This window comes from Halolamina rubra, assembly GCF_000739555.1.
Taxonomy (GTDB): domain Archaea; phylum Halobacteriota; class Halobacteria; order Halobacteriales; family Haloferacaceae; genus Halolamina; species Halolamina rubra.
Window position 1 is genome coordinate 88,721 of record NZ_BBJN01000021.1, and the last position, 12,726, is coordinate 101,446.

At 71.2% G+C, this 12,726-nt stretch carries 13 protein-coding genes and 1 pseudogene; 8 read left to right on the forward strand and 6 right to left on the reverse strand.

Annotated elements, in window-relative coordinates; all coding sequences use genetic code 11:
- Positions 1-50 precede the first annotated feature (50 nt).
- Together ACP95_RS06275 and ACP95_RS06280 are read right to left on the reverse strand one after the other, a co-directional pair.
- Positions 51-299, reverse strand: coding sequence for a DUF3194 domain-containing protein (locus tag ACP95_RS06275; RefSeq protein WP_049980388.1), 249 nt, complete (start codon positions 297-299; stop codon positions 51-53).
- Positions 300-692, reverse strand: coding sequence for a prefoldin subunit beta (locus ACP95_RS06280; RefSeq protein ID WP_049980389.1), 393 nt, complete (start codon positions 690-692; stop codon positions 300-302).
- A gap of 303 nt (positions 693-995) precedes the next feature.
- Between ACP95_RS06280 and ACP95_RS06285 the strand changes: the two genes are divergently transcribed.
- The 6 genes from ACP95_RS06285 (at position 996) to ACP95_RS06310 (ending at position 6,246) form a co-directional block, all read left to right on the forward strand.
- Positions 996-1,535 carry a CDP-2,3-bis-(O-geranylgeranyl)-sn-glycerol synthase gene (locus ACP95_RS06285; RefSeq protein ID WP_049980390.1) on the forward strand — a complete coding sequence of 180 codons (540 nt, stop codon included), beginning with the start codon at positions 996-998 and terminating at the stop codon, positions 1,533-1,535.
- Positions 1,536-1,581: 46 nt separating this feature from the next.
- Complete coding sequence (pyrE, locus tag ACP95_RS06290; protein ID WP_049980391.1) at positions 1,582-2,100, forward strand: orotate phosphoribosyltransferase; 519 nt, start codon at positions 1,582-1,584, stop codon at positions 2,098-2,100.
- 63 nt (positions 2,101-2,163) lie between these two features.
- Positions 2,164-2,883 carry a phosphoribosyltransferase family protein gene (locus tag ACP95_RS06295; RefSeq protein WP_049980392.1) on the forward strand — a complete coding sequence of 240 codons (720 nt, stop codon included), beginning with the start codon at positions 2,164-2,166 and terminating at the stop codon, positions 2,881-2,883.
- Positions 2,884-3,036: 153 nt separating this feature from the next.
- Entirely contained in the window at positions 3,037-4,464 is a 1,428-nt protein-coding gene (locus ACP95_RS06300; protein WP_049980393.1) for an NCS2 family permease, read from the forward strand.
- A gap of 47 nt (positions 4,465-4,511) precedes the next feature.
- Positions 4,512-5,912, forward strand: a complete 1,401-nt coding sequence (locus tag ACP95_RS06305) for an aryl-sulfate sulfotransferase (protein WP_049980394.1) — start codon at positions 4,512-4,514, stop codon at positions 5,910-5,912.
- 76 nt (positions 5,913-5,988) lie between these two features.
- Positions 5,989-6,246 (forward strand): glutaredoxin family protein, encoded by a 258-nt coding sequence (locus tag ACP95_RS06310; protein WP_049980395.1) that lies wholly within the window; start codon positions 5,989-5,991, stop codon positions 6,244-6,246.
- 34 nt (positions 6,247-6,280) lie between these two features.
- On the opposite strand, the gene ACP95_RS06315 is transcribed toward ACP95_RS06310, so the two are convergent.
- Positions 6,281-7,261 (reverse strand): transcriptional regulator, encoded by a 981-nt coding sequence (locus ACP95_RS06315; protein WP_049980396.1) that lies wholly within the window; start codon positions 7,259-7,261, stop codon positions 6,281-6,283.
- Between the two features lie 136 nt (positions 7,262-7,397).
- On the opposite strand from ACP95_RS06315, the gene ACP95_RS06320 reads away from it, so the two are divergent.
- Complete coding sequence (locus tag ACP95_RS06320) at positions 7,398-8,681, forward strand: tRNA(Ile)(2)-agmatinylcytidine synthase (protein ID WP_049980397.1); 1,284 nt, start codon at positions 7,398-7,400, stop codon at positions 8,679-8,681.
- Here ACP95_RS06320 and ACP95_RS06325 read toward each other — a convergent pair.
- Positions 8,678-9,187: an NUDIX hydrolase gene (locus tag ACP95_RS06325; RefSeq protein WP_049980398.1), complete on the reverse strand. Its 510-nt coding sequence runs from the start codon at positions 9,185-9,187 to the stop codon at positions 8,678-8,680. The two genes, ACP95_RS06320 and ACP95_RS06325, sit on opposite strands and share 4 nt — an antisense overlap.
- Positions 9,188-9,232: 45 nt before the next feature.
- A pseudogene (locus ACP95_RS06330) lies at positions 9,233-10,404 on the reverse strand (pyridoxal-phosphate dependent enzyme).
- An 18-nt stretch (positions 10,405-10,422) separates the two neighbouring features.
- Here ACP95_RS06330 and ACP95_RS06335 point away from each other — a divergent pair.
- Entirely contained in the window at positions 10,423-11,406 is a 984-nt protein-coding gene (locus ACP95_RS06335) for a hypothetical protein (RefSeq protein WP_049980399.1), read from the forward strand.
- Position 11,407: 1 nt separating this feature from the next.
- Here the strand turns inward: ACP95_RS06335 and ACP95_RS06340 are convergent, their stop codons facing one another.
- Positions 11,408-12,367 (reverse strand): succinylglutamate desuccinylase/aspartoacylase family protein, encoded by a 960-nt coding sequence (locus tag ACP95_RS06340; protein WP_049980400.1) that lies wholly within the window; start codon positions 12,365-12,367, stop codon positions 11,408-11,410.
- Positions 12,368-12,726 lie beyond the last annotated feature (359 nt).

Sequence of the window (12,726 nt, forward strand, 5' to 3'; positions counted from 1 at the left end):
GAAAGAGAGCGGACGCTAGCGGGCGTTGCGAGCGGCGGCGAGTGCCGCGCTCAGTCGAAAAGCTCCTCGACGGCGTCGTGGGCCGCGCGGGCCGCCTCGTCGGCGACTTCCTCCGCGTCGGCGTCGGCGTCGTCGGGGGGGTTGACGTACACGTCGACTTCGAGTACGCCGTCCTCGAACGTCACAGTCACGTCGAGATCCGTCAGCTCGGACTGCTTGTAGCGGTCCAGCACGAGCCCCTCGGCGGCCGCGCTGGCGGTTTCGACGACCTCCTCGTCGGTCGGTTCCGCGTCGCTCATCTACGCGCCGGCGCCGGGGCCGCCGGGGCCCATCGGACCGCCGCCCTCGCCGCCCTGCAGGAGCTGCTGCAGCTCCTGCTGGAGCTCCTCGAACTGCTCCTGGGTCTTCTGCTCGCGCTTCTCGAGCTGGTCGACGCGCACTTCGAGGCTGTCGACTTTCTCCTCGAGGTCCGCCTTCGCGCTGTCGTAGTCCGTGTTGACGAGGAGCTCGCCGATCTCTCGGTACATCGTGGTGTCCTCGTCGATGTCGTCCAGCGCCTCGAGGGCGGTCTGGGCCTCGTTGAGCGAGGTCTCGGCCTGCGTCTTCTGGGCCGCGAGCTGCTCGGTTGTCTCCTGAAGGTCCTGTAGCTCCTCGATCTTCTCTTGTGCCTCGGGCGGCAGACTACCCTGCATACTCCGAAGGAGGTTCTTCGGCCTGAAAAAGGCCCGTATTTAGCCCTGGCGCGAGTTTCGGGGCTCGCAAGCGCCGCCTCGCTGGGTTTCCACGCCGTAGGTCCTTTCGGTCCCGCCCGGACCCACGTCCACCCCGGCTCGCCGTTGCCGGGGTGACCCACTGTCCCGCCCGCCTCCTCGTTGCCGGGCGGACCCACTGTCCCGCCCGCCTCCTCGTTGCCGGGCGGACCCACGTCCACCCCGCCCCTCTCGTTGCCGGGGAGACCCACGGAACTTACGGCCTCCCCCGCCGTCGACCCGGCCATGCTCGAACTCATCGCCGGCGCGCTCTGGGCGATGCTCCCGGCGTACATCCCGAACAACGCGGCCGTCCTCGCCGGCGGCGGCCGCCCCATCGACGGCGGCCGAACGATGGGCGACGCCCGCCTGCTCGGCGACGGGAAGACCTGGCGCGGCACCGCGGTCGGCACCGCCGTCGGCGTCGCGCTCGCGCTCGCGCTCGACGCCGCCGCGCCCGCCGTCGGCGACGCGCTGGGGATCAGCCTCCCCGGCTTCCCGATCAACGCGGCGCTGGGGCTCGCGCTCGGGGCGATGCTGGGCGACATCGGCGCCTCCTTCGTCAAGCGCCGCTCCGGCCGCGAGCGCGGCGCCGCCTTCCCCGGGCTCGACCAGCTCGACTTCGTCGTCGGCGCGCTGCTGCTCGCGCTGCTGTTCGCGCCCGACTGGACGCTCCAGGTGTTCACGCCCGCCCGCGTCGCCGTCGTCGTCGTCGTCACGCCGCTGCTGCATCTCGCGACCAACGGGATCGCGTACTGGCTGGGCGTGAAGGACGAGCCGTGGTGAGCGCCGCACCGACCGGTTTTTGCCGACCCGACGCCCACCCTCGCCCATGACCGACGACCTGATCGAGGCGCTCCGGGACGCCGACGCGGTCCAGTACGGCGAGTTCGAACTCTCCCACGGCGGCACCAGCGACTACTACGTCGACAAGTACCTGTTCGAGACCGACCCGCGCTGTCTCCGGCTGATCGCCGAGGCGTTCGCGGAGAAGCTCGACGGCGAGAAGCTCGGCGGCGTCGCCCTCGGCGGCGTCCCCCTCGCCGCGGCGACGAGCATCACCGCCGACGTACCGTACGTCATCGCGCGCAAGCAGGCGAAGGAGTACGGCACCGGCAACCGGATCGAGGGCCGCCTCGACGAGGGCGAGGAGGTCGTCGTCGTCGAGGACATCGCGACCACCGGCCAGTCCGCCGTCGACGCCGTCGAGGCGCTGCGGGAGGCGGGCGCCGAGGTGAACCGCGCGCTGCTGGTCGTCGACCGCGAGGAGGGCGGCCGCGAGAACCTCGCCGACCACGGCGTCGAGATGGAGGCGCTCGTGACCGCCTCCGAACTGCTCGCCGAGCGGTAATCTGCGGATCCCGGACCGAATCCCCTTCGACGTGTTCATGGTTGTGCAACCGTGAGGGTGTCCATGAACCGTGCAGAGAAGGCGGCCCTCCAGCTGCGGGCCGTCGCCGTGTTGCGGACGCTGAAGCGCAGTCGAACGTACGACGAGCTCGCCGAACTCACCGGCCTCCCGGCGGGCGACCTGAACCGCTACGTCAACGGCCACGTGCTCCCGGGCGTCGAGCGCGCCCGCGAGACCGTCGAGTCGATCGGCCGCGAGGAACTCGCCGACGAGCTCCGCTCCCGGGTCAGCGTCGACGACGAGGGGTACGTCGACAACAGCGCGATCGTGTTCGACCAGTCGTTCCTCGACCTCGTTGCGCCCGTCGCCGCCGAGTCGTTCGCGTTCGAGCGCCCGGACGTGGTGCTGACCGCCGCGACCGACGGGATCACGCTCGGCGCCGCGATGGCCTCCTACTTCGACGCCGACATCGCCTACGCGAAGAAGCGCAAGGAGACCGCCGTCGAGGAGTTCGTCGAGTCCCGCCAGCGGCTCGCCTCCGGCATCGAGCTCACCTACTACCTCCCCGCCGAGGCCGTCTCCGCCGGCGACACGGTGCTGGTCGTCGACGACCTGATCCGCTCGGGCGAGACCCAGGAGCTCCTGCTCGACATCGTCGCCCAGTCCGACGCGACCGTCGGCGGCGTGTTCACCCTCATCGCCGTCGGCGACGAGGGGATGGACCGCGCCCGCGAGATCACCGACGCGCCCGTCGGCGCGCTCACGAAGTTCGACGACCGGTAGCGCCGATCGAGCGGCGCCTCGATATCCACTTCCGTGCATATCTCCCCCGATCAGCCCCGCGGATACGCCACCCAGCCGGCATGATTGGGCGTATATGTGCATATCGTACGGAAAGCCTCAAGTACACCACCGGCGCGATATGCATCTATACGGATGGGTCTCACAGAGACGCTGGCCGACTACTTCGATCTGGATAGCCACGACACCACCGTCAGGACCGAACTCCTGGCGGGGTTGACCACGTTCTTGACCATGAGCTACATCGTGGTCGTCAACCCCGCGATCCTCGCGGCGGCGATCGACATCGAGGGCGTCGGCGACGGCCGCCTCGTCGCGATGCTCGCCGTGGTGACGATCATCTCCGCGGCGACGGCGACGCTGGTGATGGCGCTGTACGCCAACCGGCCGTTCGCGCAGGCGCCCGGACTCGGGCTGAACGCCTTCTTCGCATTCACGGTCGTCCTCGGGATGGGCGTCCCCTGGCAGACCGCGCTCGCCGCCGTGGTCGTCGAGGGGATCATCTTCATCGCGCTCACCGCCGTCGGCGCGCGTGAGTACGTGATCCGGCTGTTCCCCGAACCGGTCAAACTCGCCGTCGGCTCCGGGATCGGCCTGTTCCTCGCGCTGATCGGCTTCGAGTCGATGCGCGTCGTCGCGAGCGACCCGGCGACGTTCCTGACGCTCTCGCCGGTCGTCGCGAACGACCCCGTCGCGCTGATCTCCGTCGCCGGCCTGCTGTTCACGTTCGGGCTGTACGCCCGCGGCGTCCGCGGCTCGATCGTCATCGGCATCCTCGGGACGACCGTCGTCGGCTACGCCGCCGCGGCGCTGGGCTACTCCGCGTACAACCCCGAGAACGTCCCCGGCGGCGCCGCGATCGCGACGAACATCTTCCTCACCGGATCGACGACGACGTACAGCCTCGCGGCGTACGACATCCGGCCGCTGGCCGGCGCGTTCCTCGACGGGTTCGCGAACGTCGACGCGTTCACGTTCGCGCTGATCGTGTTCACGTTCTTCTTCGTCGACTTCTTCGACACCGCGGGCACGCTGGTCGGCGTCGGCCAGTCCGCGGGGTTCCTCGACGACGAGGGGAACCTCCCCGACATCGACAAGCCGCTGATGGCGGACGCGGTCGGCACCACCGTCGGCGGGATGCTCGGCACCTCGACGGTGACGACGTACATCGAGTCCGCGACCGGCGTCGAGGAGGGCGGCCGCACCGGCCTGACGGCGCTGACCGTCGCGGGCCTGTTCCTGCTCTCGCTGGCGTTCGTCCCGCTGGCGGCGGCGATCCCGGAGTACGCCTCCCACATCGCGCTGGTGGTCATCGGCGTCGTGATGCTCGGTAACGCCGTCGAGATCGCGTGGGACGACCTCACCTACGCGATCCCGGCCGGGATGACGATCATGGTGATGCCGTTCACGTTCTCGATCGCCTACGGGATCGCCGCCGGCATCGTCTCCTACCCGATCGTCAAGCTCGCCGCCGGCGAGCTGGACGAGATTCACGTCGGCCAGTGGATCCTCGCGGGCGCGTTCGTGGTCTACTTCGCGGTGCGGACCAGCGGCGTGATGTAGCCGCCCGCGACCGCAACACCTTCCCGCTCCCCGCCGTTGTCGCGACTATGCAACGCAGTCTCCCACCCCGGATCTGGCTCGTCCGCGGGGTGGCCCTCCTGCTCGTTCTCTCGCTGCTCGGGCCCGCCGCGGGCGCCGCCGTCGGCGTCGGCGGCGACGCGGCGGACTCGCCGAGCGAACTCGGCCCCGGCACGATCGAGGAGCCGGCGGACAACGCCACGATCGTCGGGATTCAGGGGTACCACTTCCAGGGGCAGGGGAACCGGAAGAAGCCCGCCCGCGTCGTCTCCGCGAGCGGCAACGGCACCACCAACTGGATGTACGAGGACGCCCTGGGCGCGCGCTGGTTCTACGACGTGGACCCGCTCCCCAACGGCAACCTGCTCGTCGTCTCGACCAACCCCGACGGGACGACCGTGTACGAGCTCAACCGGGACAACCGCGAGCGCGTCTGGCAGGAGTCGCTGCCGTACAAGGACACCCACGACATCGACGTGTACAACGACACCCACCTCGCGATCGCGAACATGCGGAACTGGAACGACTCCTGTGACTGTTCGGACGACCGCGTGGTGCTGTACGACCGCACCGAGGGCGAGGTCGACTGGGAGTGGACGTTCCGCAACCACTACCCCAACTCGACCGACGGCGGCTTCTCGAAGGACTGGACCCACGTCAACGACGTGGAGGTGATCCGGAACGGCACCGAGCTGCTGCTCTCGCCCCGGAACTTCGACCAGGTGATCGCCGTGAACATCGAGTCCAAGGAGATCACCGAGCGCCTCGGCGAGGACGGCGACCACTCGACGCTGTACGAACAGCACAACCCCGACTGGCTCACGACCGAGGAGGGCGACCCGACGATCCTCGTCGCCGACAGCGAGAACGACCGCGTGATCGAGTACACGAAGAACGACGACGGCGAGTGGGAGCACGTCTGGAGTGCCGGCTCCTCGGCGTCGCTCTCCTGGCCCCGCGACGCGGACCGCCTGCCAAACGGCAACACGCTCGTCGTCGACTCGATGAACCACCGCGTGATCGAGATCACGCCGCAGGGCGAGATCGTCTGGGAGTACTTCGCCACCTGGGCCCCTTACGACGCCGAGCGGATCGGCACCGGCGACGAGTCGAACGGGCCGACGATGCGCGACCAGGGCGTGAGCGGCCACAAGGCCGTCTACGGCTCCGCCGGCGGGCTCTCGGCGACGTTCTCCTCCTGGCTCGCCGCCAACGCCCAGGGGACGGTCGTCGAGGGACCGGTCACCGAGTTCGCTGGGCTCTGGGGCCGGCTCGTCCCGTGGTTCCAGCCGGCCTGGCTGGGCTCCTGGGAGTTCGCCGGCGTCGTCGGCGCCCTGCTGCTGTCGTCGGGCTGGGGGCTCGGCGAGGCGATCCGCGGCCGCGAGCGCATCGTCGACGGCCTCCGGTCGCTTCGGGAGCGGGCGGGCTGATCGCCGGCGTCCGAGATAGCCGGCGTGCTCGCCGGCGGCGCGGCGCTTTTGAGTGGGAGCGACCAACGAGTCGGTGATGACGAACATCACGCTGTACGAACTGCCGGGCTGTCCGTTCTGTATCAAGGTCGCCGACAAGCTGGACGAGCTCGGGCTGGAGTACGACACGATCGAGGTGCCGTCGGCCCACAGCGAGCGGACCGAGGTCGAGGAGGTCTCGGGCCAGACGGGCGTCCCCGTCCTCGTCGACGAGGATCACGGCGTCGAGGGGATGCCCGAGAGCAGCGACATCGTGGCGTACCTCGAGGAGACGTACGGCGACGCCGCGGCGTAACCGGCGTCGGGAGAATAAACTGCGGTCGGACCGATCAGGCCTCGCCGGGCTCGGCGGCGCGCTCGCGGATCAGGTCCCGCACCGCCTCGGGGTCGTCGGTGTCGGCCAGCTCCTCACAGGACACCAGCGCGGTCCCCTTCACCGACTTGCGCTTGGCGCCCTCCTCGACGAAGTACACCGAGCGCGTCTGGGTGACCTGCCCCAGCGAGGACATGATCCGGGCGCGCTTCTCGGCGCTCGGGGTGAACTCGGAGTGGCCGGTGAGCAGCTTCGCGCCGTCGCGACCGCGGCGCTCCTCGTCCTCGCTGACGCTGTTGAACGGCGCTCGCGTCGTCGGGTGGACCGTGAACCCCGCCCGGGTGAGGACGCCGACGACGTGCTCGTCGTCGGGGTCGGCCGCCGGCGGGTCCGGCGTGGGGTCGGCGTCGCGGACCTCCTCGGCGCCGTCCATCACGTCCATCGGCGCCGTGAACGGGCGGTCGAACAGCTCCTCCAGCTTCACGGCCACGTCGATGGAGGCGTTCATCCCGTCCTCGTACTTCGAGACGGTGCGCCGGGAGACGCCGAGCTCGGAGGCGAGCTTCCCGAGGCTCCAGTCCTCGGCCTCGCGGGTCTCCGACAGCAGGTCGCCGTCGATGTTGACGTACAGCCCGCCGGGCGCGGCGTAGATCAGCGGCGGCACGTCCTCGACGAACAGGTCGAACGCGGTGTCGGGGTGGATCGCCGGCACGCCGTGACGGAAGTACACCACCTCGGGCTTCAGCTCCTCGTCGCGGGTGCGCATCCCCACGACCATCGGCGTCGCCGAGAGGTACTCGCCGAGCCGGCGCATCTCCCGCCCGGTGGCGGCGTCGAACGCGTCGACGTTGCCCAGCACCTTCAGCAGCACCAGCTCCTCGCCGCGGCGCGCGGCCACGTCGAAGCTCTTGGGGCGGATCGCACAGCGCTCGCTGACGAGGAACCCGGCGTCCTGCAGCATCGCCGTAACGTTCTCGATCAGCGCTGTACGGCTCATACGGGGACGTAGGCGACTCACGGCATATATGCGTTGTGTCCACCCAGTCCGCCGCAGTCACGCGGTTCGCCGGATCGACCCCGATCCCGGCCGGCGACGCGAAACCTCCTTGGCTGCCGACCGCCTGGCTCCCCCCGTGACCGTCATCGGCGTCGACGACACGGACTCCCGCGAGCGCGGGATGTGCACGACGTACCTCGCGGCCCGGATCGCCGAGCGGATCGCGGCCGCGGGCGGGTCGATCGACGAGCGTCTGCTGGTCCGGCTCAACCCAGCGGTCGAGCGCAAGACCCGCGGGAACGCCGCGCTCGCGATCCACACCGACCTCGACGCCGACCGCGCCGCCGAGATCGCCCGCGACGAGCTCGAACCGCTCGCCGAGACCGACGACCCCCGGACATCGCCGGGCCTCGTCGTCGCCGACTGCGACCCCGCCGAGGTTGCCGACGCCGTGGCCGAGTTCGCCGCCGACGCCGTCCGCGAGTTCCACGAGCTCGACGACGCGCTGGCGCTGATCGACGACGCGGGCTTCGAGGCCGCGGGCTGGGCCGGCGGCCACGGCCGCATCGGCGCGCTTGCGGCCGTCGGCGCCCACCGCGCCTTCGCCGAGTGGACGCACGAACTGATCGCCTACCGCGAGTTCGAGCGGTGTGGCACGCCCCGGGAAGTCGACGAGGCGAGCCTGTTCGCTGCCGCCGACGACGCCTACCCCGAGGCGTGGGACACCGTCGACCGCGTCGAAAACGAAGCGGTCTGCGTGCCCAGCGCGCCCGGCCCGATCCTCTACGGTCTCCGCGGCGACGACCCCGACGTGCTCCGCGGGATGGCCGACCGCATCGACGCCGAACCGACCGAACGAACCGCGCTGTTCCGCACCAACCAGGGTACCGACGCCCACCTCCGGGACGCGAGCGTCGACGACCTCGCCGACCTCCGCGACGGCCGCGCGTACCGCGTCGACTGCGTCGTCGCCGGCGAGCCAGAAACGCACGAGGGCGGCCACGTGTTCGTGCCGATCCGGGCGACTGAAGGGGGCGCGACGATCGACGCCGCGGCGTTCGAGCCGACCAAGCGCTTCCGCGACCGCGTGCGCGCGCTCCACCAAGGTGACGAACTCACGGTCTGCGGCGAGGTGAGCGACGGGACGCTCAAACTCGAGAAGTTCGCAGTTCGGGGGCTGAACCGGACGGAGCTGGCCACCCCGACCTGCCCGGACTGCGAGACCCGGATGAGCTCTGCGGGGCGGGATCAGGGGTACCGCTGTCGGGACTGCGGCACGAGCGCGCCGGGGAAGGTCAACGTCGAGATCGAGCGCGACCTCGAACGCGGCTGGTACGAGGTGCCGCCGTGTGCCCGCCGACACGTCGCGAAGCCGCTGATTCGCGGCGGGTTCGACGCGCCGACGCATCCGGAGCGCTAGCGCGCTCGGATCGCGGTTTCGAGCACCTCGGGGTCGTGGACCGTCTCCCGGTTCGCGTACGCAGAAACGGTGAGAAACGCCGCCTCGGCGGCGTCGGTGCCGGGGTCGAGCTCGCCCGCGGTCGCCGCACGGTCGACGACGAAGAAGACGACGGCGTGGTTGCGCTCCCGGCCGACGGCGAGCCGCGTGCCGGCGACCGTCAGCGCGTCGGCGTCGACGGCCAGCCCCGTCTCCTCGGTCAGCTCCCGCGCCGCAGCGTCGGGCAGTGGTTCGTCGTGTTCGGCGTGGCCGCCCGGGAGCGCCCACGCACCCGCGTCTGGCGGCTCTCCCCGGCGGATGCAGCAGACTTCCTCGCCGTCGACGACCGCGACCGAGGCGCCCGGCACGGCGTTGCGCCAGAGGACGCGCTCGCAGTCCGGGCAGTAGGCGCGCTCGCGGCCGTCGATCTCGCGGCGCTCGACCGCGGCGCCACAGAGCGGGCAGTAGTCGGCGTCGACGGCGATCACGGTGGGTGGTTCGCGGGCGCGGGGAAAACGGTTCGGGCCCGCGGGTCAGGCTTTCAGCCCGCTCCCTGTCAGCGGCACCACTACGTCCTCCTCCTCGTCGATCTCGCCGCGGGCGCGCAGCTCCGCGAGCGCCGCGGGGGCGACCGCACACGTCGGCTCGGTGTAGAACCCCGCGCGGTGGAGCCGGTCGAGTTCGTCCCCGACGGCCACCTCATCGATCGCGATCGCGTCGCCGTCGGTCGCGTCGACGGCGTCGAGGATCGCGTCCTTCTGGACGGGATCCCGGATCTGGATGCCGTCGGCCACCTCGTTCGTGCCGCCTGCGTCGCCGTGGAGTTCGGCGACGATGGGGGCGTAGCCGGCGGCCTGGCGCCGTAGAGGCGGGGGATCTCGTCGATCCAGCCCGCCGCCTCCAGCGCGCGGAACCCGCGGTAGGCGCCGAGGAACAGCGTGCCGTGCCCCAGCGGCGTGACGACCGCGTCCGGCGCCGCCCAGTCGCGCTGGAGCGCGGTCTCGTAGGCGAACGTCGCCGTGCCGGCGAAGAAGGCGGGGTTCCAGGCGTGGGAGGCGTACCAGGCGTCAGTTCCTTCGCCGTCCGCTCCGACCGCGGCGTCGACGCACGCGTCGGTCACGTCCTGCCGCGAGCCCTCGATACGGACCGGCGTCGCGCCCGCGGCCTCGATCGCGCGGAGCTTGCTGTCCTTCACCGACGCCGGCACGTAGATCTCGGCGTCGACGCCCGCCCGGGCGGCGTAGGTCGCAATCGCCGCGCCGGCGTTGCCCGAGGAGTCCTCGACCACTTTCTCGACGCCGAGTTCCACCGCTCGGGAGAGCGTCGTCGTCGCGCCGCGGTCCTTGAACGAGCCGGTGGGGAACACGTACTCCAGTTTGAACTCGGCGTCCCAGTCCGGCGCCGACTGGAGGGGGGTCATCCCCTCGCCGAGGCTGACCCGCTGCTCGACGGGGAGGAACTCCGTGAACGCCCACAGCCCCTCGCGAGCGTCGAAGGTGGCTGGGTCCGGGGCCGGCCCCTCGGGAAGCGGCCGGCGAGCGAACTCGAGCGGGTGGCCGCACTCGCAGCGCCAGCGGTCGGCGTACTCGGCGCCGCAGTCCGGGCAGGAGAGTCGCGTGGGGTCGCTCATGGTGAGAGGGTCGGTCGCCGGGTGCCAGTAGCTGTCGGTTCCCGGGCTCCGCTGGGGCCCGAACTTATCACCCATGACGGGGGCACACCCCCCGTGGATCGCACGAGACGAGGCGTCCTCGCCGCCGCCGCGTCGCTCGCCTCGCTGGCGGGCTGTGTCGGCGACGAGGCCGCGACGGCGACGGAACCGCCGACCGAGCAGCCGCCGACGGCCACGCCGACGCCGCCGCCGACGGCCTCCGAGACGCCACCGCCGACCGCGACCCCGGCGGCGTCGACGGTCAGGCTCTGGCCGAAGGCGGTCACGACGGTGTTCGAGGGCGACGTGGGCGCCGACGCCGTCGACGACGCGCTCGGCGGCATCCCCGGCCAGGCGCAGGTGTACCGCCGGAACCGGGCCGACGGGACGGTGACGTACTTCGTCTCGGCGGCCGCCTCGTTCTACGTCGCGGACGCGAAGGAGGCGTTCGGCGACGCCGACGAGCTCGCGGTCCGCCGCGTCTATCGCGGCGTCGGCCCGCGGTACCGTCGCCAGTACGCGTCGGTCCTGGGCGAGCAGGTCGCCGAGCACGCGGCGGTCGACGCCTCGTCGGTGACGCTGTCGCCCGGCCGGCTGGGGAGCCACCAGTTTCTCGACGTCTCCGCGCCGGCGGCCCGTTCCGCGATCGTGCCGATGCTCCCGGAGCTGTCGTTCAGGCGCGCCGACGGCACGGAGCGGCTGGTCGGCCCGGACGGGTTCGCGGTCGACGCCGGCTTCCTCCTCGTGCGGAGTCGGAGCCGGGACGGCGTCGTCACCGTCGACCTCACGCTCGACGACGAGGGGATCGAGGCGTTCGGCGACGCTGTCAGGGCCGCGAGCGACGAGGCGCTCCGCGGGGAGTTCTTCCGCCCGGTCGTCGACGGCGAGGCGCTCCGGACGTTCGGCCTCTCGGAGGCCTTTGCGACCGACATCGAGAACGGCGACTGGAACGGGGCGCTGACGCTCTCGTTCGCGGCGCGCACCGACGGGGAGTCCACGATCGCCCGGCTCACCGGCGGTCTCCCGCCCGTGGGGGTCGACTGCGAGATCCCGGACTGACTCAGTACGCGTCGACGCCGGTCGCCACCGAGCAGACGTACTCGCCGGTCGCGACCTGCGGGAGCCGCCGGGAGCGCCAGAAGATCCCCTCGCAGTCGGCGGTCACCCGGCTCGTCAGCTGGCCGAACGGGTCGGTGATCTCGAACAGCGTGTCGCCGGGGTGGATCTCCTCGCCCAGCTCCGCACGGAAGCGGACGAGCCCGCCCGCAGGCGCGCGGTACTGGTCGAACCCGGCGGCGCGGGTCTGCTCGTCCATCGACGCCTCGCCGTCGAGGAAGCCGTAGTGTCGCAGCACGTTGAACACGCCCTCGACGCCGTACTGGATGCTCTCCTCGTCCCAGCCCACGCAGCCACCGAGCTCGGGGTCGATCGTGGGGATCCCCTCCTCGGGCGCCGCGCGGGCGAGCTGGCCGTCGGGGCCCTTCTGGTCGAGCACGTGGCCCGTGCCGAACGCCTTCGCGAGCTCGAGGCAGTCGCCGTGGAGGCGGTGGTGGCGGCCACAGCGCACCCGGGCCTCGTTGAGCATCCGCGAGGTCGATCCCTGGTGGAGGTCGAGCACGTAGTCCGCGCGGCTGGCGGCGTCGAACGTCGCGGCGGCGATGCGCTCGGAGCTGGTGCCGTCCTCGTCGCCGGGGTACGCGCGGTTCATCTTCGTGTCGTCGATTGGGTTGCGGTGCTCGGCGATCTGGAACGCGTGGACGTTGACGATGCCGACGATCAGGACCGCGCCCGAGAGCTCGGCGGGGTCGAGCCGCGGGACGACCCGGGTGAGCACGCCGAGGCCGTTGAGCTCGTCGCCGTCGGAGACCGCCTGCAGGTAGAGCGTGTCGCCGTCGTCGGCGCCGTTGACCACACAGACCGGTAGGGAGACGGGGCTGCCGTCGCGGCGCTCGCCAACCCGGAGCCGCCCGGTGGCGGTCTCCCCGGGGGCCGCGTTGGCGTCGCCGAGCGTGAGACTCATTACTCGTTGCTCGTCCGTTCCCGCCTTAGTGGGTTCGATACCGGGCGAGGGCGCCGATACTGTGGATTCGGTGTGTTGGCTGTGAATCTGTCAGTCGGTTCCCGCGGTGCCGAAGCTCGGTCTCGCGGCGACGACTCCGCCGACAGCAACGGCATCTCGACGCTATTTCTGCGGTGACGAAGCACTGTTTCGTGCTGCCGACTGCCTACAGAAACAGCATCTCGACGCTAGACCTCTGGGACCGCACAGCCCGGCACCGCGGCCACGGCCTCCCCAGCCGACTCCTTCCGTCGTTTCACTCAGTCAGTCATCCCTCGCGCGCTCGTTCGCGCCGACGCGCTCACGTCGCGCGCCACCGC

Excerpts from the sequence above, each read along its gene's own strand:
- ACP95_RS06295 (WP_049980392.1), top strand. The coding sequence starts at position 2,164 with ATGAACCGTGCAGAGAAGGCGGCCCTCCAGCTGCGGGCCGTCGCCGTG.
- ACP95_RS06340 (WP_049980400.1), bottom strand. The coding sequence starts at position 12,367 with ATGAGTCTCACGCTCGGCGACGCCAACGCGGCCCCCGGGGAGACCGCC.
- ACP95_RS06315 (WP_049980396.1), bottom strand. The coding sequence starts at position 7,261 with ATGAGCCGTACAGCGCTGATCGAGAACGTTACGGCGATGCTGCAGGAC.
- ACP95_RS06310 (WP_049980395.1), top strand. The coding sequence starts at position 5,989 with ATGACGAACATCACGCTGTACGAACTGCCGGGCTGTCCGTTCTGTATC.
- ACP95_RS06285 (WP_049980390.1), top strand. The coding sequence starts at position 996 with ATGCTCGAACTCATCGCCGGCGCGCTCTGGGCGATGCTCCCGGCGTAC.
- pyrE (WP_049980391.1), top strand. The coding sequence starts at position 1,582 with ATGACCGACGACCTGATCGAGGCGCTCCGGGACGCCGACGCGGTCCAG.
- ACP95_RS06305 (WP_049980394.1), top strand. The coding sequence starts at position 4,512 with ATGCAACGCAGTCTCCCACCCCGGATCTGGCTCGTCCGCGGGGTGGCC.
- ACP95_RS06280 (WP_049980389.1), bottom strand. The coding sequence starts at position 692 with ATGCAGGGTAGTCTGCCGCCCGAGGCACAAGAGAAGATCGAGGAGCTA.
- ACP95_RS06300 (WP_049980393.1), top strand. The coding sequence starts at position 3,037 with ATGGGTCTCACAGAGACGCTGGCCGACTACTTCGATCTGGATAGCCAC.
- ACP95_RS06275 (WP_049980388.1), bottom strand. The coding sequence starts at position 299 with ATGAGCGACGCGGAACCGACCGACGAGGAGGTCGTCGAAACCGCCAGC.